The sequence below is a fragment of the Psychrobacter sp. NPDC064578 genome (assembly GCF_044901245.1).
GTDB classification, from domain to species: domain Bacteria; phylum Pseudomonadota; class Gammaproteobacteria; order Pseudomonadales; family Moraxellaceae; genus Psychrobacter; species Psychrobacter cibarius_C.
This window is the reverse complement of sequence record NZ_JBJDPI010000005.1, coordinates 232,795-256,895: the sequence shown is the minus strand read 5'-3', so window position 1 is coordinate 256,895 and position 24,101 is coordinate 232,795. Positions and strand designations below refer to the sequence as shown.

The 24,101-nt window shown below is 42.2% G+C and carries 20 protein-coding genes; 12 read left to right on the top strand and 8 right to left on the bottom strand.

The features are described from left to right. Positions 1 to 2: 2 nt before the first annotated feature. Together ACI2JM_RS08070 and ACI2JM_RS08065 are read left to right on the top strand one after the other, a co-directional pair. Entirely contained in the window at positions 3 to 1,238 is a 1,236-nt protein-coding gene (locus ACI2JM_RS08070; RefSeq protein ID WP_404643426.1) for an FUSC family protein, read from the top strand. A gap of 256 nt (positions 1,239 to 1,494) precedes the next feature. Then, the gene (locus ACI2JM_RS08065; protein ID WP_201565023.1) at positions 1,495 to 2,730 is read left to right on the top strand and encodes an FUSC family protein; all 1,236 of its coding nucleotides are present in this window, start codon (positions 1,495 to 1,497) and stop codon (positions 2,728 to 2,730) included. Between the two features lie 128 nt (positions 2,731 to 2,858). Here ACI2JM_RS08065 and ACI2JM_RS08060 read toward each other — a convergent pair whose 3' ends face one another. After that, a complete protein-coding gene (locus tag ACI2JM_RS08060) occupies positions 2,859 to 3,992 on the bottom strand; it encodes a PotD/PotF family extracellular solute-binding protein (protein WP_404643424.1) in 1,134 nt (377 codons plus the stop codon). A gap of 396 nt (positions 3,993 to 4,388) precedes the next feature. On the opposite strand from ACI2JM_RS08060, the gene ACI2JM_RS08055 reads away from it, so the two are divergent. Beyond that, positions 4,389 to 5,186, top strand: coding sequence for a 3-oxoacyl-ACP reductase (locus tag ACI2JM_RS08055; RefSeq protein WP_404643422.1), 798 nt, complete (start codon positions 4,389 to 4,391; stop codon positions 5,184 to 5,186). Between the two features lie 116 nt (positions 5,187 to 5,302). Continuing rightward, the gene (locus ACI2JM_RS08050; protein ID WP_201565026.1) at positions 5,303 to 5,566 is read left to right on the top strand and encodes a hypothetical protein; all 264 of its coding nucleotides are present in this window, start codon (positions 5,303 to 5,305) and stop codon (positions 5,564 to 5,566) included. A 215-nt stretch (positions 5,567 to 5,781) separates the two neighbouring features. Here the strand turns inward: ACI2JM_RS08050 and ACI2JM_RS08045 are convergent, their stop codons facing one another. Continuing rightward, a complete protein-coding gene (locus tag ACI2JM_RS08045; protein ID WP_404643420.1) occupies positions 5,782 to 6,612 on the bottom strand; it encodes an HAD family hydrolase in 831 nt (276 codons plus the stop codon). Positions 6,613 to 6,912: 300 nt separating this feature from the next. Between ACI2JM_RS08045 and ACI2JM_RS08040 the strand changes: the two genes are divergently transcribed. The 3 genes from ACI2JM_RS08040 to ACI2JM_RS08030 all read left to right on the top strand — a co-directional run bounded on the left by ACI2JM_RS08040 (position 6,913) and on the right by ACI2JM_RS08030 (position 9,282). Then, positions 6,913 to 7,428, top strand: a complete 516-nt coding sequence (locus tag ACI2JM_RS08040; protein ID WP_404643418.1) for a hypothetical protein — start codon at positions 6,913 to 6,915, stop codon at positions 7,426 to 7,428. Between the two features lie 377 nt (positions 7,429 to 7,805). Next, positions 7,806 to 8,285, top strand: coding sequence for a BLUF domain-containing protein (locus tag ACI2JM_RS08035; RefSeq protein ID WP_404643416.1), 480 nt, complete (start codon positions 7,806 to 7,808; stop codon positions 8,283 to 8,285). 181 nt (positions 8,286 to 8,466) lie between these two features. Then, positions 8,467 to 9,282, top strand: coding sequence for a hypothetical protein (locus ACI2JM_RS08030; RefSeq protein ID WP_045453427.1), 816 nt, complete (start codon positions 8,467 to 8,469; stop codon positions 9,280 to 9,282). A gap of 139 nt (positions 9,283 to 9,421) precedes the next feature. Here ACI2JM_RS08030 and ACI2JM_RS08025 read toward each other — a convergent pair whose 3' ends face one another. From ACI2JM_RS08025 to parC, 3 genes are all read right to left on the bottom strand, one after another. Continuing rightward, positions 9,422 to 9,742 (bottom strand): hypothetical protein, encoded by a 321-nt coding sequence (locus ACI2JM_RS08025; protein WP_045453431.1) that lies wholly within the window; start codon positions 9,740 to 9,742, stop codon positions 9,422 to 9,424. A gap of 236 nt (positions 9,743 to 9,978) precedes the next feature. After that, entirely contained in the window at positions 9,979 to 10,497 is a 519-nt protein-coding gene (locus ACI2JM_RS08020; protein WP_404643413.1) for a DUF805 domain-containing protein, read from the bottom strand. 90 nt (positions 10,498 to 10,587) lie between these two features. Further along, positions 10,588 to 12,897 (bottom strand): DNA topoisomerase IV subunit A, encoded by a 2,310-nt coding sequence (gene parC / locus ACI2JM_RS08015; protein ID WP_404643411.1) that lies wholly within the window; start codon positions 12,895 to 12,897, stop codon positions 10,588 to 10,590. A 571-nt stretch (positions 12,898 to 13,468) separates the two neighbouring features. Here parC and ACI2JM_RS08010 point away from each other — a divergent pair. From ACI2JM_RS08010 to ACI2JM_RS07995, 4 genes are all read left to right on the top strand, one after another. After that, a complete protein-coding gene (locus tag ACI2JM_RS08010) occupies positions 13,469 to 15,196 on the top strand; it encodes an AMP-binding protein (RefSeq protein WP_201582061.1) in 1,728 nt (575 codons plus the stop codon). A 653-nt stretch (positions 15,197 to 15,849) separates the two neighbouring features. Continuing rightward, positions 15,850 to 17,577: an AMP-binding protein gene (locus ACI2JM_RS08005; RefSeq protein WP_404643465.1), complete on the top strand. Its 1,728-nt coding sequence runs from the start codon at positions 15,850 to 15,852 to the stop codon at positions 17,575 to 17,577. A 241-nt stretch (positions 17,578 to 17,818) separates the two neighbouring features. Continuing rightward, positions 17,819 to 18,535, top strand: a complete 717-nt coding sequence (gene rph / locus ACI2JM_RS08000) for a ribonuclease PH (RefSeq protein ID WP_045443953.1) — start codon at positions 17,819 to 17,821, stop codon at positions 18,533 to 18,535. Positions 18,536 to 18,612: 77 nt separating this feature from the next. Then, positions 18,613 to 19,110, top strand: a complete 498-nt coding sequence (locus tag ACI2JM_RS07995; RefSeq protein ID WP_404643408.1) for a hypothetical protein — start codon at positions 18,613 to 18,615, stop codon at positions 19,108 to 19,110. 120 nt (positions 19,111 to 19,230) lie between these two features. On the opposite strand, the gene ACI2JM_RS07990 is transcribed toward ACI2JM_RS07995, so the two are convergent. Beyond that, a complete protein-coding gene (locus ACI2JM_RS07990) occupies positions 19,231 to 21,366 on the bottom strand; it encodes a WG repeat-containing protein (protein ID WP_404643406.1) in 2,136 nt (711 codons plus the stop codon). Positions 21,367 to 21,578: 212 nt separating this feature from the next. On the opposite strand from ACI2JM_RS07990, the gene ACI2JM_RS07985 reads away from it, so the two are divergent. Further along, positions 21,579 to 22,322 (top strand): hypothetical protein, encoded by a 744-nt coding sequence (locus ACI2JM_RS07985; protein ID WP_404643404.1) that lies wholly within the window; start codon positions 21,579 to 21,581, stop codon positions 22,320 to 22,322. Between the two features lie 122 nt (positions 22,323 to 22,444). Here ACI2JM_RS07985 and hemJ read toward each other — a convergent pair whose 3' ends face one another. Then, complete coding sequence (gene hemJ, locus ACI2JM_RS07980) at positions 22,445 to 22,879, bottom strand: protoporphyrinogen oxidase HemJ (RefSeq protein WP_404643402.1); 435 nt, start codon at positions 22,877 to 22,879, stop codon at positions 22,445 to 22,447. An 89-nt stretch (positions 22,880 to 22,968) separates the two neighbouring features. Next, complete coding sequence (gene bioB, locus ACI2JM_RS07975) at positions 22,969 to 24,003, bottom strand: biotin synthase BioB (protein WP_404643463.1); 1,035 nt, start codon at positions 24,001 to 24,003, stop codon at positions 22,969 to 22,971. Between the last annotated feature and the right edge of the window lie 98 nt (positions 24,004 to 24,101).

Genomic DNA, 24,101 nt, shown 5'->3' with positions numbered 1-24,101 from the left:
GCGTGAAACCAAAAATTTGGCAACGATTTACTGCACCATTCATTGAACCTTATGCGCGCTATCAGCACGCTGATATCTTGCACGCCATACGTATCGGTGCAGCCATCGTGTTTGCGCTGTTAGCCAATCAAATAAGCCATTTTCCACACGGAGAATGGACGACAATCACCGTCTTTATTATTTTGGGATTGCTACAGTATCAAGGCGCTATTTATACCAAAGCCAAAGAGCGAGTACTAGGCACGGTTTTGGGTATTGTCGTGGCATTTGCAATCTTATGGTTCAATAAAGGGACGGGTGCTTGGTTGGGGATAGAGTACCTGCTTATTGGTATCGTCAGTGGGATTATTGGTTATTTTTCGGTCAGGCGGCTAGGGTATACTGGGTTACTCACTGGCATTACTATGCTGATGATCGTCTCTAATTTGAATCAAGTTAATATGGCGCAAGATGGTGTCTATCGCGCACTCAATATCTTAATCGGTACAGGTATTGCGGTCATGGTGACAGTGGTCTTACCTCTAAAGTCGACGTTGATGTGGCGATTTTTATTGGCAAATAATTTAGAAGCCTGTAGTAATCTTTATGCTGGTGTTGGACATCATATCGATGCTGAAATAGTGGCTCCCAAGTCGCTTGTCTATACTAGAGCAAAAAGCTCAGCTAGCTTGTTTTATCCTCAAAGTAGCACTACTGCAGATATGCCTGTTAATAAAGCGTTGATAAAATCGCTGCAGCAAATAAACAAGCGACTACTCGCAGTACGTCCACATATCGCTGCAACAGCAAGCGAGTCCGGCATTCATAAAGAGACGATAGAAACGATTCAGCGTACCCATCGCAATATCATCGGTACCATCGATTTATTGCTCAGTGCAGCACCGCGTTTGGCGAATATCGATATCGACGATGATAATCATACGCTACTGATTCACTATCAACACGAGCTCACCCAAGCAATGCAGCATATCGCGGCAGTGCTACGCAGTCCAAGCGATCAGACTTTTCGACCTATTACGCGTATTGCGCTATCAGAATATCCTAGCGTACAGTATGCAACGTTTGAGTGGCAGGGATATTTTTGGTTGACGCAAACGTTACAAGCACAACTACAACAGTTAAGTGATCTGCTACAAACGACCAAACCGCAGTGGTATGCTGCTTCTGGTCTGCGCTATCAAAGGCGTGAGCAGCGTAGAATTAAAGAGCAAGGTGGAGAGTCGGACTTAAACCTATAAGTAAAAGAGATTCTGACACCTACTTGTTAGCGTCTCTTAGCTATTATCAATAGCCAAATGCTATCTTGACGTGCTTTTTTGTCGTTATGTGCTAGCATGTTTTGATCTTTAACGTCTTTTATCTTTTAATAGATGAAAGGCGTTATTTTTTGATCATTGCTTTATTATCGCTTTATCAATAGTTAAGCTAGCAGTTATTATTTAACCGCATTTTTATTCATTTATTTTTATTCATTTATTATAAGAGACAGCCTGCGTGAAACCGACTTTTTGGCAACGATTTACTGCACCGTTTGTGGAGCCATATGCCCGCTATCAGCATGCGGATATTTTGCATGCCATACGTTTGGGTGTGGCCGTGCTGATTGCACTGTTGTTAAATGAGTTCACGCACTTGCCGCATGGCGAGTGGACGACCATTACCGTGTTTGTGATATTGGGCTTATTGCAATATCAAGGGGCGATTTATACCAAGGCCAAAGAGCGGATACTCGGCACCTTACTTGGGGTGGTGGTCGGGCTGAGTTTCTTATGGCTGATCCAAGATACCGGTCATTGGCTATGGTTATATTACGGGCTGATTGGTATTATCAGTGGCATTATTGGTTATGTGGCGGTTAAGCAGCTGGGTTATATTGGTCTATTGACAGGGATTACGATGCTGATGATTGTTTCAAGCCCTGACCATAGTAATATTGCCCAAGATGGTTTATATCGCGCCTTTAATATCTTACTTGGCGCAGGGGTGGCGGTCGCAGCGACGTTAATCCTACCGCTTAAATCGACCTTGATGTGGCGGTTTTTATTGGCCAGCAATCTTGAAACCTGCAGTAATTTGTACGCTGGGGTTGGCAATCATATCGATGCGGAAGTTTTGGTGCCTAAGCCATTTAAATATAGTAAGGCGACCAGTTCAGCCAGTATTATTTATCCAAAGAGCAGCTCTGTACCAGATACACCCGTTAATAAATCTTTGGTCAAAGCCCTGCAAAAAATCAATAAGCGCTTGCTTGCCGTGCGCCCGCATATCGCCGCGACAGCCAGTGAATCAGGGATTGAAAAAGAAACGCTAGAGACCATTCAGCGTACCCATCGTAATATTATTGGTACTATTGACTTACTGTTAAGTGCCGCGCCGCGCTTGGCGAATATTGAGATTGATGATGAAAATCATATTTTGCTTATCCATTATCAGCATGAATTAACGCAAGCGATGCAGCATATGGCAGCGGTATTACGTAGCCCAAACGATGAGGTATTTCGTCCTATTACCCGTATCGCGGTATCAGAATATCCAAGTGTAGAAAACTTAGGCTTTGAGTGGCAAGGTTATTTTTGGTTAACTCAAACCTTACAATTACAACTGCAGCGGCTCAGTGATTTACTACAAACGACCAAGCCGCAATGGTTTGCCGCCTCAGGTCTACGTTATCAGCGCCGCGAGCAGCGCCGTATTGAGCATAAAGGTAGCGAAACTGATTTGCATTTATAAATAGAAAAATAAATAAAAGACAAATAAAAAACGCTGACTCTATAAGGTCAGCGTTTTTTTATAACCATATTTATTAAAAACAGCTAATAACCATCAGCCATTAATAATCATATTTTAACAAACAATGATTAACGACCGGTTTTCAGCTTATCCCAATACTGCTGATAAACTTGCAAGGCTTCATCACCGACATCTTCTTGGAATTCCGCTTTTGCTAGGACATCTTTGCTTGGATAAATGGTTGGATTGTTTCTAACCTCTTCTGGCATCATCTCACGCGCGGCGATATTAGGCGAGGCATAACCAATCTCTTCGCTGACGATTTTAGAGTTCTCAGGACGCAGTAAGTAGTCAATAAATTTGTGTGCTGCATCGACTTGTTTGGCGTTTTTTGGAATCACAAAGTTATCCATCCATAAGATGGCGCCCTCAGTTGGGTATTTATAAACCAAGCTGGTCAAGCCTTCGTTATTGGCGATGATAGCTTCACCATTCCAACTCATACCAACCGTGGTTTCGCCTTCCATATACGGCATGCGCGAGGCATCGGAGTTGAAGGTTTTTACATTTGGCATCAAGGTTGTTAGCTTCTCATAAGCAGCTTTGATTTCATCAGGGTTTTTACTATTACCTGAATAGCCAAGGGTCAATAGCGCCATACCAAACACTTCGCGCATGTCATTCATCAGCATCACTTGACCTTTATACTCAGGACGCCATAAGTCATTCCAGCTATTTACGGTCGTAGGATCAACCGCTTCGCCATTGATGGCAAGACCGGTGCTGCCCCACATGTAAGGAATCGAGTATTTGTTTTCTGGGTCAACTTTGGTATTGGTAAATGAGGTATCAAGATTCTTAAAATTGCTTAGTTTTGATTTATCCAGCTCTTGTAGCAACCCTTCTTTGGCCATTTTTTCGACATAATAGGTCGATGGAATCGCTAAATCATATTGGCTAGAATCATCAAGCAATTTGAGCTTGGCGTACATGGCTTCGTTAGAATCAAAAGTGGTGTAATTGACCCGAATGCCCGTCTCTTCGGTAAAGCCGTCGAGAATTTCCTGCGGCATATACTCAGACCAGTTATACAAATTAAGCGTTTCTGTACTGGCAGTTGTACCGTCAGTTGCCGCATTGTCAGAGTTGCTACAGCTGGCAAGTGCAAGTCCGACTGTCACCGCTAAAAGCGCTTTTGGCAATATACGAGTGCCACGAACAACGCTGTGAGCGGCAGAGTGGGACGATGATAAATGGGTCAAGATATCTCTCCTAAAGTAAGAATGATGCAAATGAGTAAAAGTTAGATGGTAGATAGTTAATGCTAAGTGCTAAGTGCTAAGTGCTAAGTGCTAAGTGCTAAGTGTTGAATATAAGCTATCGAGCCAAATGTAAAACTATTATGGCTATGATTGTGAATAATTTAAAGGGTAAGGATGCGCTCGGTATTCATACCACTATTAAGGCTCATGCTAATAACTGGCTAAGAATTATTTACAAGTAATAGTATGAGGTCTTCCGCTAAACTTTTGTAAGATAATAAGCACAAATAATCATGTTATGATGGGCGCTGGTTTATTTTTCAGCCATCACTTAACAATATAGTTTATATAAAACAAATAGATTAACCATAACACAATAATAAAGGATGCAACATCATGACTCAGAGTAACCCCCTGATTCCAGCGCTGCTCACGGATAAAGTCGCTATCGTCACTGGCGCTAGTCGCGGACTTGGCGCTCAGATTGCTGAGCAAATGGCAGCAGCAGGCGCACGCGTTTGCGTCAATTATCTTAATAGTAAAGGCGCTGCCGACCAAGTGGTTGCCGATATCATTGCCGCAGGTGGTCAAGCATTTGCTTATCAAGCTGATGTTAGCGATTTAGCACAAATGCAAGCGCTGGCAGCTGAAGTGGTTGCGCGTTATGGTCGCATTGATATATTGGTCAATAACGCCTTGCCAAGTTATCAGTTTAATCCCAGTGCCGACTATACCAGTATCGAAACCGTCAAATGGGCGCATTTTTCGCAGCAGCTTGACGGTATTGTCAAAGGTGCGGTCAATAGTGTGCAAGCGGTACTACCACAAATGAAAACGCAAAAAATGGGCAAGATTATCAATATCTCGACCAATCTTGTTTATAATCCGGTGGTCACTTATTACGACTATACCACTGCCAAATCTGCATTGATTGGGCTGACGCGTAACTTGGCTGCGGAGCTTGGACAATACGGCATCCGTGTTAACTTGCTGGCTGGCGGATTGCTACAAACCACGGATGCGAGCCGTTTAACGACTGAAGAAGTCTTTGATTCTATCGCCACCACCACGCCATTACGACAAGCAACCTCGGTGGCTGACTTTGCCAATTCGGTGCTATTAATGGCGTCTGATTTGAGCTTGGCCATCACCGGACAGTCTATCGCTGTCGATGGCGGTTTGACGATGCCTTAAGGCTTTGATGCTTTGAGGCCGTGATATCTAAACGTTGATAAAAATAGCAAGATAAAATAAAAAACAAGCAAACAAACTTCTGACCACATTGATTAACTAAGAGATAGAGGAATAAGATGAATAACCGTAAACGAGCTGGAATCATCGCCGCAGTAATTGGGATGGTCGCTTTTATGATGATGTTCCATGCTGGCTCACCGACGCCTATCTTAAACTGGCCGGTGGAAACCTATATGGGCTTGGCATTTACCATTGGTTGGCTGAGTAGTGTGCCTAATTGGCTGGCCTATGTACTGGCAGCGCTGGTGCTTATCCTGATGGTCGTCGGCTTTTATAAAATTGGTGGCTGGGTTTATAGTTTGATGACAAGGAAGCGTTAAGTCCTTTTTTGCTCTATATTTAATTATTCAGATAGTTATATGCGGCATTATTCTTGGTACCTCGCTCGCTACCTTATTAAGTCAACCAGCTCTGAGTGATGACGTAAAAATTAGCAATAACTAGAAAAACAAAAACCCTTGTCAGCGATTGGCAAGGGGTTTTTTTTGGTTATAAAGATAAACGCTATGACTACTTTCTCTTAAGATTCTTATACTTATGATGCTATCTTAAATTGTTCAAGCACTGCTTGTATCCCGTACTCTTCAATTGTGCCAGTGACGAAATCTGCGCGCTCGATTAGTGCGGGCTGAGCATCGCCCATCGCTACCGCATAGCCGACTAAATCAAACATCTCTAAATCATTCATGCCATCACCGAACGCCATACATTCACGTGCATCTACGCCATAATACTGACAGACGTCTTTGATACCGCGTGCTTTAGAGGCGTTTGCTGGCAGGATATCTGCACCGATGTGATGCCAATGTACCAGCTTTAAATCATCCTCTGCAAAGTCGATATCTTGCATCTTCTCTTCTGGATTGTTAAAAAATACTGAGCATTGATAGACCGTATTTGCCTTATGATAATCTGGGTCAAGAATAGAGTTTGGCGTGATGGCATTAAACTCGCGCAAGCGCTCATTTTCACCTGACCAAGCGATATGGGTGGCAGAGTCAAACTTATGAATCAACTCGCTCTGTTGGCACAGACGCACGATTGTATCCGTTTGCTCAGCGGATAACGGATAGTGGCTAATTCGACCCTTTTTATCAAAACTATACTGTCCATTCATACAAATAATCGCATCTAAGACATCAGCTTCGAGCAAGGCTAAAATATCTGCTGGCAATATGGCTTTGGAGCGTCCCGTTGAAATCACCAGCTTAATATCAGTACCTGCAAGCTCCTCAAGGGTCGCTTTGTTGTGTTCGGCAATGATGCCATTGCGGCTCAAGGTATCATCGATGTCAAAAAAGATGATCTTGGGTGTCGGAGTCTTGATAGTCATACTTTCTGTGGCGATTTTGTCTTCGATAAACATGATGATCCTATTGTTTTTTAGTCGTTTCAATACCAATGATTTAGATACTACTACAACACACCCAAAGAGATAAATACCTATAGAGTAACCTGCGATGATGCAAATGTGGCTACTGCTGCGGTATTCGCTTTGCTGGCATTGCGATTGATTTGCGCTTATTCGAAGGGTTAACAAAAACCCTAAACGATATAATTAACTTAATAGTGGCTATTTATTATAAGGTTAAGATTAACGATCAATATCAGTTAACAAAATGATGAACGGTTTTTATCAGTGTATCCGCTATCTAAAGGAGCTAGTATGAAAATTTTTACCTTAAAATCAGTCACCGCTTTGACGGCATTGGCAACATTGGCACTATCTGCCAATGCCTTTGCAATGGATGTTAAGTTTAACGATGCTGCTTGGAATGGCAAAAAAATACCTGAAGGGCAGCAGTGTCTAAACTATGATGGCAAAAATCCAGCCACGCCGAGCATGACGGTCTCAAACATACCGATGGGCGCGGAGAGCTTGGTCTTCGTTTATAACGATGTGAGCAATAAACGTATGCAACATGGTGGACATGGCATTGTAGAGTTTAACCTACCAGAAGGTGCTACGAGTGCTGAGATTCCACGTGTGTTTGGGCATACCTATGAAGTGCCAGTTGGGATTGAGATGGTCGCGGAATATCGTAGCCGTGCAGGGGAAGCGGGAGGGGCATATAAACCACCTTGTTCAGGTGGTAAAAACCATCTGTATACGGTAGATGTGCAGGCTTGGCAAGGCGATAGTGTGCTTGCTGAGACAACGGTTGAGATGGGTCGGTATTGATGTTCTGATCGTTTTAATGAGCATAAAAAATCCGTCTATACCGTGTGTATAGACGGATTTTTAGTAAGAGTAAGTGATGTTTGCAACGTCTGAGCCATCAGTAATCGTGGGTCAGTCGTATGTTAGGGTTGAAACCGTGCTATAGGAAAATATAAATTAGACTTGTTAATTATTAGACTAATGATATCGCAGTCATTGCGCCAATTTTTATAGTACAATTGTACTCCGAGAAGTGTCAGCGTCCTAATTCATTAAAATTCCAATGCTTATTTCTAGAAATACAATGATGCTAGATGACAAAAAACCACTAAGAAAAAAAATTTTATTGATTATACTTTATCTTAAATTAGATCAGGTTTTTATAAATAAGGTTTCTCATGACTATAGCGACAAGCCATACTCCAGAAAGCAAAAAAATAAATGGCGAGCATATTCTTATCAACATGATATATATCGCCAAAAATGTCGACCTAGATTCGGGAATCGAGCTGACTCGCGCGCTTGAGTATTGGCGAAGGTATTTTGAAGAAAATAATATAGCTTCAGCTTTAGTCATTAGTGAAGGTTATTTCGTTCAAAGTTTTCAAGGGACAAGACCCGCTATCAATATTGCCTTAGAAAAAATACTTGACGAGCATTCAACCATTTTTCCCAATATTGTTAATATAGAGGAAATAGAGTCGCGTCAATGGAATGGGTTTTTAGTGAAACATCTAACATCAAGCGCTGAAGATGAAGACTATGCCCTCAAAAGCTTCTCAGCAGGTTCTGACTATAATCCCTATCTAATGACAAGTGCTCAGATTAAAAGCTTTTTGACAGCAGTTTTTGAAAATGCTGACTCTAACAAGTCTTAGACGATTTTTCTATTCTGATTGTCGTAAAAAAGCCGTCTATACCGTGTGTATAGGCGGCTTTTTAGTTGTTTTCAATATCTTATATTTATAGATCGTAAAGGTTGAGTGTTGTAATTCTACATATGTTGTGTATTATCATCTGAGGCGTTCGCTATTTGAATAACTTAAACGGATTATACATATGAAAAAATTGTCTTTATTACTAGTAACGCTTTTAGGTTCATCAATCGTATTAAATAGTTGTGCGACTATCGGTCTTACAGATTATGCCAAAAACGATAATAAAAAGGAGCACACAAAAAACGTTTTATCTGAGAGCGTCATTGCAGTGGGATATCCTAATAAACCTATACAAGGATACGAAGATGCTATGATTCTAGCTGGTAAAAATTATAGTTTTTTGGTAGAGCCTGTAGTCTCTGCTAATACGCAATCTGATCTGTTTAAAAGAATTTTCGCTCAAGTGGATTTAGGCTCGTTATATATCGACACTCAATCTTCATATACCAATCGTAATATTCAACAAAAAACTCAAGCTGGTTCCAATGAGCTTATTCTAGATGTAGAAAATGATGAATCAAATCAAATTAAAAACGTACCTACAACTGTTGGCTTGCTATATGCTAAGCCGATTAGTGCCCTAAAGATTAACGAGCAATCAAAGTTAGAAAGTTTTGGATTTGAATGTAAGACAGCCATTGTTACTGAGCAAAAAAATTTAATTTGTCAGCGTGCAGTAAACGTTGAGCTGACGGTAGCTTCTGCAGTACAAAACATTAATGACGTCAATTATAAGCTCAAGCAGCCCTTAAATATCCAGTTGAATTATAAGTGGGAGACAGGCAGTAACGCTAATAAGTTTAGCGCGGTTCTACTACCAGTTGCCATGGCAGTAGATATCGTCACTCTACCTATTCAAGCTTTAGGTGTTGGTCTTACATATGCAGCTTTCGCAGCAGCATATGGTCAATGCGGTAGTAGTCGTAGCTGTATATAGCGTGTCGGCTTTCGAAAGTTAAAGCGTGCCTTCCATGCACCTTTCGGTTTTTATTTATGTAATGGAAACCTGAAGTTCAGCCTACGCCAGGCCGTCAACTCTATATGATAAAGGCATCATTTATATTTACTAATGCAATTTAACCAACGACGCTACCCATTTCAAAAATAGGTAGATAAAGAGCAATAATGGTCAAAGGAATAAGAAGAATAGCCAAAGCTAAGAGAAAATATTGAGTGGTAGCTTGCCATCTTTTTGACGGTTCCAACAAATAAACCAAAGGTATTGGGATCAAGGCTAACCCTAACCAGTATTTATGAGTACTTAACACGACCTTAGTGAAGACTGGTATATCAACACCAAAACTTTTATACAATTCTCCAAAAGTTGGAGTCACCAAAATTACTACTATTGCGCAGAATAAAAATAAAAAAGATACAATTATTGCTAAAGCTTTCATATAGTCACTAATAATTAAAGTCGTAAACTGCGTCCAGTTTTCTATTTTTTAACGTTATTAATCTCATCGGTGTGTGGAGTGCACCCTACGCACTAAGACCACACTTGAAGTAGATTGCTATTAACGTTTGTATCGTTTTAGCTAGTGTGAAAAAGCCGTCGATACAAATTATATAGTCGGCTTTTTGGTGAGAATAAGGTATGTTTGGGCAGCGATAAAGTATGCTGACTTAGTCGTTAGAAAAAATCCAACTGATAGGCATGCATAGCAATTGATGCAGATAAAAAAATAAATATAATCATAAAGATGGTTATAATAGGCATTAACACCGCTATAATTTTAGTTAATAACGAAGGTGGTTCAGAAAGTGTACCATAATCGTTAACGTTAATATCTCCTTTAACAAATGCAAGGCATAGTAACGGTATTAGATTAACTACCGGAATGAACCACAAAAGAGATACCCAACCTGATATATTTAAATCATTAAGCCTGCGCTTGCTAGGTATGAGTAAGATGTAGAGATACACTAAAAAAGCCAAAATAACAATCAAAAAACTTAAAGCATCAGTAATTTTGCTGTCATCACTAAATAAGTAAGAGCTAATCTCAAGCAGCCCGCCAGCAATTAAAACTAAAGGTATGAGCATGATATTAAGTAATAGGTTATACGCTAAGAAGCGAATGCGGCCTATTCTGCCATGCACTGAATAAAATCGCTCTTGATTATAATTATTAGGTATTTGCTCGTGCATCTCTACCTTCTTTTTCATATATTTTATTTATTTAAAGCTTTAGGTGAAGTAGTAGCTATAGCTAAGCTTTTGCTTCAGTATTCAAAAAACTTAATCCGCAACCTCAACACTCGTCACATTCTGAAAGCCTCTTGGTAGCTGACCACCTCGATTACCTCGCACACCCGTATAATTAGCCAAATCATTTGGCTTGAGTGTCACATGGCGTTTGCCAGCGGTAATAATTAGGCTGTCTTGCTGACTGAGAGGCGTAATGGCGAGCACTTCCTCATTCTCTTTCAATTTAATTAGCTTATTACCTTTACCGCGTGCCTGTTCAGGTAAATCATCGAGGGAAAATATCAGTAAATATCCAGCATTGGTCACGACAGCGATATGGTCAGGCGCTACCTTTGCATGGGTATTGTCACCATCAGCATTGGCAGTCGTTTCTACTGGCGCATCGATACGCGCAACAGGGAGCAATCGACTATCAGCCGCTAGGTTAATGATGTTTTTACCCGCTTTTTGATTGCTATCAAGATTGCCGATGGTGTTGATAAAGCCATAACCTGCGGAGCTAGCGAGAATAATGCGTTGATTGTCAGCACCGGTTAATAGCTGCTCAAAGCTAGCACCTGCTGGTGGCTTTAACACACTGGTCAGAGGATCGCCTTGACCACGAGCCGAAGCAAGGCTATGCGCATCAATACTATAGCTGCGTCCAGTGCTATCGAGCACGTAGATTTTCTCATTGGATTTACCGCGCACGTGCGCTTGATAGCTGTCACCTGAACGATAGCTCATGCCAGCGGCATCGACGTCATGACCTTTGGCAGCACGAATCCAACCTGCCTTTGATAGGATGGCAGTGATCGGTTCGCTCGGTACAAGGTCAGATTCTTTTAATGCTTGCGCTTCTTCGCGCTCTGCCAGTGGTGATACGCGTTCATTGCCATGTTCTTTCATATCGGCTGTTAGCTCGTCAATCATCAGATTGGTCAGACTGTCTGGATTGTCCAGATACTCTTGAATGATGGCGCGTTCGGCAGCCAGTTCATCTTGCTCGCGGCGTAGCTCAATCTCTTCTAGTTTAGCGAGCTGACGCAGACGAATATCCAAGATGGCATTGGCTTGAATATCAGTGAGGTCATAATCTTGCATTAACGATAATTTTGGATCGTCCTCTTCGCGAATGATGCGAATGACTTCATCAATATTAAGATAAGCAATCAGCAAACCTGCGAGGATATGTAAGCGCTTGTCGATTTTATCGAGGCGATATTGCAAGCGACGGGTGACCACTGAACGGCGACAGATGAGCCATTCATCAAGAATTTCTTTTAGATTTTTGACCTGCGGCTTACCGTTTAGGCCAATCATATTCATATTGACGCGATAATTGCTTTCTAGATCCGTACTGGCAAACAGATGGCTCATGACGCGAGCGACATCGACTCGGGTTGATTTTAGCTCAAGTACGATACGGCACGCATTTTCGTGATCTGACTCATCATGAATATCAGTAATCCAAGGCAGCTTTTTATCGGTCATGAGCTTAGCAATTTGCTCTTGGATTTTATTACCTGATACTTGGTAGGGAAGCGCATCAATGATGACAAGATTCTTTTCTTTGGGGTCAACATGGAACGTCGCGCGCATTTTATAGCTGCCGCGTCCAGTCTCATACATCGCTTGCAAGTCTTTTTTGCTGGTGATAATTTCAGCAGGGGTTGGCAGATCAGGTGCGGGTATCGATTGGGTTAATTGTTTAACTGATAGCTCGGGATTTTTTAGCAAACGAATAGCCGCGCGTACCACTTCGTTGAGATTATGTGGCGGAATGTCTGTTGCCATACCGACTGCGATACCTGTTGTGCCGTTTAATAGTATGTTAGGTAGGCGGGCAGGTAGGGTAGTTGGCTCTTGCATCGTGCCATCAAAGTTATCCTGCCAATCGACCGTACCTTGACCCAATTCTGCGAGCAACGTATTGGCATAAGCAGACATTTTGGCTTCGGTATAACGCATCGCCGCAAATGATTTTGGATCATCTGGGCTACCCCAGTTACCTTGGCCCGTGATGAGCGGATAGCGATAGCTGAACGGCTGCGCCATCAGTACCATGGCCTCATAACAAGCACTATCACCATGCGGATGGTATTTACCCAATACATCACCAACGGTACGCGCAGATTTTTTCGCCTTTGCCGTTGATTTTAGCCCCAGCTCACTCATGGCGTAAACAATGCGGCGCTGTACAGGCTTTAGACCGTCAGCGATATTTGGCAGCGCCCGATCCATGATGACGTACATCGCATAGTTGAGATAGGCCTGCTCAGTGAACTCTGCGACTGAGCGAGTATCCATCGGTTCATTGGGAATAATAGGGTCAATCGTATGATCAATAACATCGGACATAAAATAGGGTTCACTTATCAGTTTTAATAGGTATAAATAATTGGTGCAAGCGTACAAATAGGATAGCGCTATCGTAAAGGATATTGGCAAAATTAAAAAGGCATAAGTCAGAATAGACGACAGGTCGTGACGTGCTAAATAATGATAAAGAGAGTACACGGCGTAACTTTGTGACCTTAAAAGAGCTTGCTACTGCCCTTGATAGTAAAGGTAAAAAATAATTAATGATAAAACACTATAAAGAGTATTAATGAATAAATGTTTGCTAATAAATCGCTGAAAGATTATCGATTATTGCTATTAAGGTTTTGATAACTATGACATTATTGACCGTCAAGACAGTTTACGAACTCAAGTAGCAATCTTTTATATTGAGTAGTCTGTATAAAGTGTGTATGTTAATGAACAGAGGGCTATTTACCGCTATATTGTTTGCTCATCACCATATGATTACCTCACAACCAAGCTTGCTATTACGATGACAAGCCTGCGCTCTGAGTTTTTATATTTTTATCACACTGTGATTCGCATGGGTTGACGGTAGCGTACTATTACTAGGAGAGAAAAGATTATGGAAAATCACAGTAACCTAATTCGTCGTAACGATAAAGTATGGGTCAAAACTTACGAAAAGCTTGGTATACAATACGACATTGATATGCCAGCCGCTAATACTTCTTTAATTGATATATTTGAGCAGAATTTTACGAAGCACGCTGGCAAGACAGCGTTTGTCTGTATGGATGCAAAACTCTCCTACGAAGATTTAGATCGTTATAGCAAACAAATTGCTGCCTACTTGCAATCACTTGGGTTAAAAAAAGGCGATAAAGTCGGCGTCATGATGCCAAATATTTTGCAGCTACCGGTTGCCGTATTGGGTGTGCTGCGTGCTGGCATGACCTTGGTTAACGTTAACCCGCTTTACACCTCAAAAGAGCTTGAGCATCAACTAACAGACTCTGACACTAAAGCATTATTTATTTTAGAAAACTTCGCCAAAACGTATGAAGACATTGGTAAAGACTTGGTTGACCATGTCGTCGTGACGTCGATGGGTGATTTGATGAGTCCATTAAAAGGCTTTATCGTTAATATGGTCGTGCGTCACGTGAAGAAGCTTGTACCTGACTATAACCTTAAAACCAGCACCAACTTCAAAACGGCGCTGAATCGCTTCTCAGCCAAAAATTACAAACGTCCAGATAACATCTGCCTTGATGATATTGCTGTTTTGCAATATACCGGCGGTACCACAGGTGTTGCTAAAGGGGCGATGCTCACGCATGGTAATTTAGTCGCCAACCTGATTCAATGTGATACCTATCTTGGCGATGCTTTTGATAAGTTTGAAGGTATGGATGAGCAGCCAGTTATCATGACCGCCTTGCCGCTATATCATATCTTCTCATTTACCGTTTGCGGCATGTTTGGCTTATATCGCGGCTGTATCGGGTTACTGGTACCAAATCCACGTGATGGCGCAAGCTTAATCAAAGCTTATAAAGATTATCCACCAGCGTTTTTCCCAGCGGTCAATACGCTGTTTAATGCGTTGGCAAATAGCGATCCATTCAAAGCCTTAGATCATAGCAAGCTTGAAATGTCGATGGGCGGTGGCATGGCAGTATTAAAAGACACCGCTGACAAATGGCAAAAAATTACTGGTAATGTGATCGTACAAGGCTATGGTCTGTCAGAGACTTCACCTGTGGCGTCAGCAAACCCAGAAGGTACGGGCGAATTCTCAGGCAATATTGGTCTGCCGATGCCAGCGACAGACATGGCTATCTTGGATGAAGAAGGCAATGAGGTCGCACTGGGTGAGCGCGGCGAGATTTGTGTTCGTGGTCCACAGGTTATGAAAGGCTACTGGAAACGTGATGATGCTACCGCTGAAGTCATGACCTCTGACGGTTATTTCCGTACGGGTGATATCGGCGTGATGGATGAAGAAGGCTACTTTAAAATCGTTGATCGTAAAAAGAATATGATTTTGGTATCTGGCTTTAACGTCTATCCAAACGAAGTCGAAGATGTGATGTCAGGTCATCCAAAGATTTTGGAGTGCGGTGTCATTGGTATCGAAGATGAAAAGAGCGGCGAAGTGCCAAAGATTTATGTCGTGCGTAGTGATGACAGTTTGACTAAAGAAGAAGTGCTTGCTTATAGCAAAGAGAATTTAACTGGTTATAAGCGTCCTCGTTATGTTGAGTTCATCGATGAATTACCAAAATCAAATGTCGGTAAGATTTTGCACAAAGATTTGCGCGTGCTGGAAGAAAAGAACCACGGTTAATCAACTAGCCTTCAGCGCCAGAGTATTTTTATGAGTGTCTGCTACTGTTTGTTAGGCACTCGTAAAGTCATCATGATAAGTCACCACGATACTAATGATAAAAACTAAAGCTACAAACTAACGCTACGAATTAAATCTGCAAGAAACTATCAGGATGCTAAGTTGTCGTGATAGTGGTGGTTGTGATACTGGGTGTCGTGATCCAAAAATGGTAAGGTTGCTGGTATGCTGCCTTATCATTTTTTGTATTTATTGCTTTTTTTGTCGCTATGACCCAGTCAGGTAGAGATAGAGAATTTTTAGCAAAACTGCTATAGTGCTTACCGACATATTTGTCTATTTATCGACGAGATGACGTTAGTTTTGCGCTATATCTCTGATAAAACTATCAGGAATAATGTGGTTTTTAATTCGGCAATGCCGAGTTATTGTGCTATTTATCAAGGACTTAACGTTGCGCTTTGATTGACAAAGCTTGTGAATGACAAACCTTTTTTGTTACCACGTTTTTTATTCACAAGCTTCTGCTGTCATTGATCAATCACAAAAAATAATGGTGTTTTCATTAGATTATTCTACGTTTTTAACGGTAACATTTAGGGAAAATTATGACCGACAGTATCAATAAAGAGACCACAAACGATAATGCTGCAATGAATAATAAAGACAGCGTATTTCCTACTATGCCGACGATAGATAGTGACAGCCCCTGGTTGAAAACTTATGAGCGTTATGGCATTGATGCGACTATCGATATGCCTGATGACAATACCTCTTTACTTGATGTGTTTGAGCGTAACTTTAGCCGTTATGGGAAAAAAACGGCCTATATTTGTATGGGTGCATCGATCAGCTTTAAGGAATTGGATTTATACAGTCGCCAAATTGCCAGTTACTTACAATCATTAGGCTTGGTAACAGGTGATAAAGTTGGGGTGATGATGCCCAACCTCCTGCAATATCCAGTGGTTGCTTTGGGGATCATCCGTGCAGGTATGGTGTTGGTCAACGTCAACCCTCTATATACCAGCCGAGAGTTATCGCATCAGCTGCATGATAGTGGCACCAAAGCCCTGTTTATCGTAGAGAACTTTGCGAACACCTATCAAGAGGCAGAAGACAAAGGTCAGGTTGAGCATGTCATCGTTTGTAAGATTGGCGATATGCTAGGAACAGTGAAAGGAGCCGTTGTTAACCTCGTTGCGCGCCATGTCAAAAAAATGATTCCGGCTTATAGCCTGCCACACAGCGTGAGTTTTAAGCACGCTTTAAATGCAGTATCAGCCAGCAAATATAAGCGCCCTGATTTGAATTTAAGCGACGTGGCATTATTGCAATATACGGGCGGTACGACAGGGGTTGCCAAAGGTGCAATGCTGTCCCACGGTAACTTAGTTGCCAATATGCTACAGATTAGTGCATTGATGGACAGTGCATTTGATGATGATGTTGATGCCAATGATGTCATCCTGACGGCACTACCGCTATATCATGTATTCTCATTTATGGTCTGCGGCATGTATGGCATGTACCGAGGTTATGCAGGCTTGCTTATCCCAAACCCTCGTGATCTTGATGGTCTAATTAAAGAGATGGCCAAATACAAGCCCGCCTTTATCCCTGCGGTGAATACTTTGTTTAACGGTCTAGTACACAAAGACGGTTTTGCAGACTTAGATTTCTCTAACCTAAAAGCGTCTATCGGTGGCGGTATGTCTGTCTTGCCAAGCGTGGCAAAAGAGTGGCATAAAATCACTGGTCTGCCTATCGTGGAAGGTTATGGTTTGTCAGAAACCTCACCAGTGGCTGCTTTTAACCCGATGACCATTGCTGAGTTCACGGGTAAAATTGGTATCCCTGCCTCTAGCACCGATATAATACTAATCGATGATGATGAAAATGAAGTCGCATTGGGTGATCGCGGCGAGATTTGTGTCAAAGGCCCGCAGGTGATGATAGGTTATCAAAATCGTCCAGAGGAAACAGCTGAAACGTTTACTGCCAATGGCTTTCTAAAAACTGGCGATATCGGTATCATGGACGAAAAAGGCTTTATCAAAATCGTAGACCGCAAAAAAGACATGATTTTGGTCTCTGGTTTTAATGTTTATCCTAACGAAATTGAAGAAGCCATGAGCGAGCATCCAGCTGTGGTAGAATGCGGCGCTATCGGTATTCCAAACGATGACCGCGGTGAAGAGCCAAAGTTATTTGTGGTCAAAAAAGGCGATGTGACTGAGCAAGAGTTGCTTGATTTTGGCAAAAAGCAACTGACGGGTTACAAGCGTCCGCGTCACATACAGTTCGTCGATGAATTACCAAAATCAAACGTGGGTAAAATCCTGCGTAAAGAATTGCGTAAGATGGAAGGGTTAGAATAAAGTTGGTGCTATTTCTTTGTTAAGCCAATGACTGGCTAAAGTAGCGGCGCAATAGCTCGAACGAATCTTGCTATTGCGCCGCTGCCACGTTAGGATATCTCAATATTTACGTCTGATATGGCATCCAATCATTATTTATTTTAGCTTATTAATAGTTTGCTAGATAAATGATGGTTAGCCACATAATGACAGACACCCCATTTTATGACACCGCCTTTAAAACATTGTACTAGGGATTTTTATGCGTATTGACAATCGTGAGCTTGACCAACTTCGCTCGATCAGCTTTGAGCGCCATTATACTAAGCATGCCGAAGGGTCAGTGTTAGTCAGCTTTGGTGATACCAAAGTACTATGTACTGCTAGCGTCGAGTCTGGCGTACCTCGCTGGTTGAAAGGTAAAGGCAAAGGCTGGATCACTGCTGAATATGGTATGTTGCCACGCGCGACCAATACCCGTAACCAACGTGAAGCGGCACGCGGTAAACAATCAGGTCGTACCCAAGAAATCCAGCGTTTGATTGGTCGTAGCTTACGAGCGATGATTGACTTGAGTAAGCTGGGTGAAAATACCATTTATCTTGATTGTGATGTTTTGCAAGCCGATGGCGGTACTCGTACTGCTAGTGTGACGGGGGCTGCTATTGCGCTTATCGATGCATTAGAGAGTATCCAAAAAAGCAAAAAACTCAAGGCAGATCCACTGATTGGTTTGGTCGCTGCGGTCTCTGTTGGTATGAAAGACGGCAAAGCGTATCTAGATCTAAACTACGAAGAAGATGCCAGCTGTGATACCGATTTGAATGTGGTTATGACCCAAAAAGGCGAATTTATTGAGCTACAAGGAACAGCGGAAGAAAAGCCATTTACCCGCGCTCAAGCCGACGATATGCTGATTCTTGCCGAAAAAGGTATCGCTGAGCTGATTGCCATGCAAAAAACAGCCTTAGGTTGGTAGTCCCATTGATGACTACTTGCTCATCGTATTTTCATTAAACTTTTACTTTCTTATTACTCTGTAACAGGTAGTCATGCATGCTCAAGCTGACCGACGATGGTGCCAAAATCACGCTACAAGATCAGCCCAAAACGACTGATGATGGCATGTTTTGGTTTGGCTCAGCATTATTGGTTGGGGCAGTGGCGGTTGCTTTGGCAATGAGTCTGCTGCCTGAGCGCTTGGCTATAGGGGCATTGGCGCTACTGATTATTGGTAGCTTTATATTTAATCGAAAACGCCAACAACAGAAAAAAGCCATGGCTGGTGTCATCAGCAGCGGCATCTTGTGGCTGCATGCGGGTGAGCTGGTGCATGACAGTCAAGGTAAGCGTCAGCATATTCAGTTAACCGACGGTGATAAAGTCATGCTTATTGGTGAGCAATTACAGATTGTTGATTGTGATGGTATACGCAAATACCATATTAGCGGCTTTGATAGTATCCAAGAGGCAACCGCTGCCAAAGCTATTTTGCAAGGTCAAGCATTGGGCAAGCGCCATGTGAATATCAAGATGGGTGATAATACGCCCTAGCATTAAAAATCTAGCATGGTATTTAGATATCATAATATGTAATGACGTAACGCAATCACTTGAACCTCACCGAATATCTGAAATACTCAGCGAGTTACTTTATTTTGTGGCTTTAATTTATTAAGGTAGCTTCTCTATAAGAATAGATTCTTTCGTTTTTTTGTTGAAAATGAATTCTCGCTTATCGCCTACAAAGTGTAATTCATCCTTATAGCCGTAATCGAGCGGCTCGTCTTCAAAGTCTATAGGCATGATGATTTCTCCTTTAGCGTCAATTAATCCCCATTTTTCTTCTGACTGAACGACAATGCTGTCATTATTTAATGCTGTGATTTTAGAGAACCGCTTATCAGGATGAAGGCGCTTGCCTTGAGCATCATATAGGCGCCAGTCTCCTGGGTCAGAAAACCCTACCATTGTGGTCGTCATACTATCTGTCGTTGCACTATCAAATATACTAAACTCTTTTATATCATGGTATTTGATAGGCACTATGGTCTTATTGGTGGAACTTATCATACCCCATGCGTTTGGTTTTGCCGCAAAGTAGGTCTGCGCCCCAATTTGCATCAGTCTATTGTACATGGGCGGTATCAGCACGTTGCCTTTCACATCTATCATGCCAGTCTTATCGTTTTTACTGACCCTATAGCGATTAGGATTATTATAAGTAATCCTGTCAAAGGGTAGCGGTAAAACCTTACGACCTTGTTTATCAATAAACCAGTTTTTATTGTCTATTTTGACAACCGCAATACCGTCATGAAATGCTTGTGCACGCTTATAAATGTTTTTAATGACCAGCGTTCCAGCAGTATTTATATATCCCCATTTGCCGTCTTTTTGAACTGCTGATAGGCCATCACTAAATGGAGATATATCTTCATATACGATAGGAGTCATGAGCTGTTCTTCTTTATTAGCCAAACCTTGTAGATTATCACGTGCCACTAAAAATAGCCCATTGAGTGAGACGCCTTCATAATCATAGTCATCAGACAAATATATCTTCCCAGACGAATCAATGACTCCTTGATTGTGGCCTTTTGCGATAGAGCCATAGCCATTTGCATAACAGCAAATTAGCATATCATATTCAGGAGGTATCAGGATGCTGCCGTGGCGATCGATAAGCCCGTACTTGTCCTCTTTCCTGATCGTTCGAACACCTGATTCATCATCTGGATATCCCAATTTATCGTATTCTACTGCTAAAATTATTTCGCCAGCACCATTAATGAGACCGTATTTTTTGTTTTTTTCAACCACTCTCAAATCTTGTTCATCGGCGGTACTAATATCAGCGTATTCAACTGGAGCGATAAGTTGACCCGCGGAGTTGGCAAGGCCGTAAAGATTGTCGTTTTTTAATTCGTATTTTTTATCGTCAAAAACGGAGATGTTATTGTAGTTGGCTGACGATACAATCTTACCTTCGTTATTAATAAAGCCAACCTTGCCATCCTTTTTGAATGTTTCTATTCCAACCTCATCGGGATAGAAGCTAGGTAGTTGGTCGAACTCAAAGGGATGTAGAATATTGCCTTTTAAATCTATGAGCCCCCATTTGTCCTCCTTCTTTGCTTTTAGCATCATAGGACGATGCGAAAACGTTTTAATCTCTTGATACTCAATTGGGCTCAGTAGATTTCCTAGTTCGTTGGTTAGACCATATCGGTTACCTATAGCAACTTTGCCGTAATAAGGCTCTCTACAACAAAATAATCGGTCGTATTTTGCAGGTAAGACAATATGACCTTTTTCGTCAATTAACCCTTTTTTCTCCTGTTTTGAAATCAAAGCTCGATTGTGATTGTGGTCATTATCTAGACTGTCAACCCAATCATACTCCAAGGGCAATACGATGTTTCCAAGAGGATTAGCCACTCCATACTTTCCGTCTTGATTTAGACGAAAGTAGTGATTGTCATAGAGCGTAATGCCATCATAAACGGTCGGTAAAATCTGTTTTCCTTGTTTGTTGATGATACCTTTTTTACTGCCACTAGCCACCCCCAATAGCGTGTCATTAATATCAATAAAATTGTCGAACGCATAGTCTGTTAACAGCGCCCCTTTTTCATTGACTAAAGCCCATAAGGTGTTATCAAGCGTTGCCACCGTTAATTTATCTTCGCGTAAACAGCCTACGTAGGTAGCACCATTCACTGACGGTTTGACGCACTCTTCATTGGCATGAACCATAGAAGTGGGTATAAAAATACAAACAATAATCAGTTTTTTAATCGATAACACGCTATTTCCTAAGTTTTTTATCGTTTGGGTGAATAATAACTCAACTAAATTTTAATAGTAAGGCGGTCTTAAGGTTTTCTTATAATGCATTTGGGTTTGAAAATGTATTCACAAAGCTTGCAGACGCCTAGCGAAATAGTTTATAAGTAAGCCTGCAATGTTCGATTGTCATTTATGCGATGATTTATATTTTATTGGCAAGGAGTTAGCCCATGTCGTGTTTGCCCATATCGTTGGTTTCAGCGTCGTGTAGCTTATTTTTATTATCTTTTGGCGTCGTCAGTCAAGCTCAGGCAGATAGTATGAGCGCACTCATTGCCCAAAAGTCCGTCCAGTCTGATTATGCTTCACCTTCATACTCAGCGGTGCCCTCTGCGAAAGTCAGTACACGTTCTACCATTCAACGTGCAAGAACCTATCGCTCAAATTCTGCCAGTACTCCACCAGTGATTCAGACATCCTATCGTTATCCTGAAGTAGCGCGTCAAGCGCCAGCAGTGATGCCCGCTTTTTTATCGGGTAATTATGATAATGTCGATAGCGAGTATTTACCGTTACTGAGCAGTGCGGAGATGCAGAGTAGTTTGGCCGCCCGTGAAGTGGTTAGCACCGCCCGCAAGATGGCGCTGAACGAGCGTGCGATCATTCAAGGTGGCTGCTGGGACTATCTCAATGCCGTGTTTAAACGCGCTGGGGTGACACGCGATACCATTCATAAAGGTACTTATGGTCAAGGTCCGTATGCCAATAGTGGCGAGATTGAAGTTGGGGATTGGCTCTATTATATCAATCATGGCTACAATGGCGTCGAGCATAGTGGACTGTTTGTCGGCTGGGTTGATGAGCGCGCAAAGCAAGCGCTGATCCTCAGCTATGCGGGCGAAAACCGCCGCGAACCTGCGCGTTATCGTGTTTATGATTTGAGTAATGTCTATCAAATCATGCGCCCTACCTAGTGTTTAAGGTGTCATATTTATGATGTCCTAAAAAAAGCGTCCGTTACTTATTAAAGTAACGGACGCTTTTAGTTTAGAGGTGTTCAGATCTAAAAATCAGTGATGGGCATATTTACTGAATTTCAGAAGGGCTTTACTACTACTAAGATGACGATAATGACCAATGCAAACACTGGTACTTCGTTAAACCAGCGCCAAAATTTATGCGTCTTATAATGCGGATTATCCATTAGCTTTTTACGATAAAGTCCACAAACACCGTGATAGCCAGAGAGTAGCACCACTAATAATAGCTTGACGTGTAACCAGCCTTGGGTTTTATACACCTCCCAACCTAGCCCCAACATCCATAGACCGAAGATCCATGTTGCTATCATCGACGGCGTCATAATACCGCGATAGAGCTTGCGCTCCATAATAGCAAAGCGTTCGTGGCTGATTCTGTCGTCACTCATCGCATGATAGACAAATAAGCGTGGCAAATAAAATATCGCAGCAAACCAGCAGACCATCGATATAATATGCGCCGCTTTAATCCAATTGAAATAATCTGCCATCACATTCTCTCTTACGATTTAATATTTTATCATCAATAATGTCGGCAAGCTTAGCGCAGATTATCCAATAATGGTAGCGATAAAAAACGCTACTCTGCCATCACCACTTGCGATTGATGACCACTCATCGCATCCATCACAGGCAATACTTTGGGTGCTCTTGGCGCGGCAAATTGCTTTGTTAGACCAAGCTCACGCATGAGTCTGTCATCGCCTGATTGGCTTGCATTGCCAGTAGTCAGCAGTTTATCGCCATAAAAGAATGAGTTGGCACCTGCCATAAAGGCCAAGGCTTGTTCAGAGTCGGACAAGCTTTCGCGGCCAGCAGACAAACGCACATAGCTGGTCGGGCAGCAAATACGTGCTACGGCAATAGTACGAATCCATTCAATCACTGACAGTTGACCTTCTGCCAATACTTTGTCGCCAATTGGTGTGCCTTTAATGGGCACAAGCAAGTTGACCGGAATTGACTCTGGTGCTTTGGGCATTTTTAGCAGCTCATGTACCCAATCGATACGGTCGTCACGGCTTTCACCCATACCGACGATATTGCCACTACAGACATTGATACCTGAGTTGCGCACATTGTCTATCGTATCTAAGCGTTCGTCATAGCTGCGTGTGCTGACAACTTGCTCATAATAACTGCGAGAGGTATCTAGGTTATGATTATAGTAGTCTAATCCAGCATCCGCCAGTTGAGTCGCTTGATTGGTATCTAGCATACCAAGGGTCATACAGGTTTCAAGTCCCAAGGCCTTGACTTCTTTAATCAGCTCAACCACATAGGGCATGTCTTTGGCGCTTGGATGTTTCCATGCTGCACCCATACAAAAGCGTGACGAGCCACTGGCTTTGGCACGTTTGGCCGCAGCAACAACTTTATCGACCTCTATGCGCTTCTCTGCTTGTAATTTAGTCGTGTCGCGGTGGTGACCTGACTGTGAGCAATAGCCACAATCTTCGGGGCAGTTACCTGTTTTGATCGACAACAAAGTACTGATTTGTACTTCATTGGCAGTGAAGTGCGCCCGATGTATCGTTTGCGCTTGCAACAACAAATCCATTAAAGGCAAATCAAACAGTTCGGCGATTTCTTCGCGGTTATGCTTACGGGTCATTTGTTGGCTGGCGGTGGCATCCGTTGTTAAGTTGTTTAAAAAGTCATTGTTCAAGCCGCTGTGGCTGTTATTTTTATTATTGAACGTGTCAGTGGGGC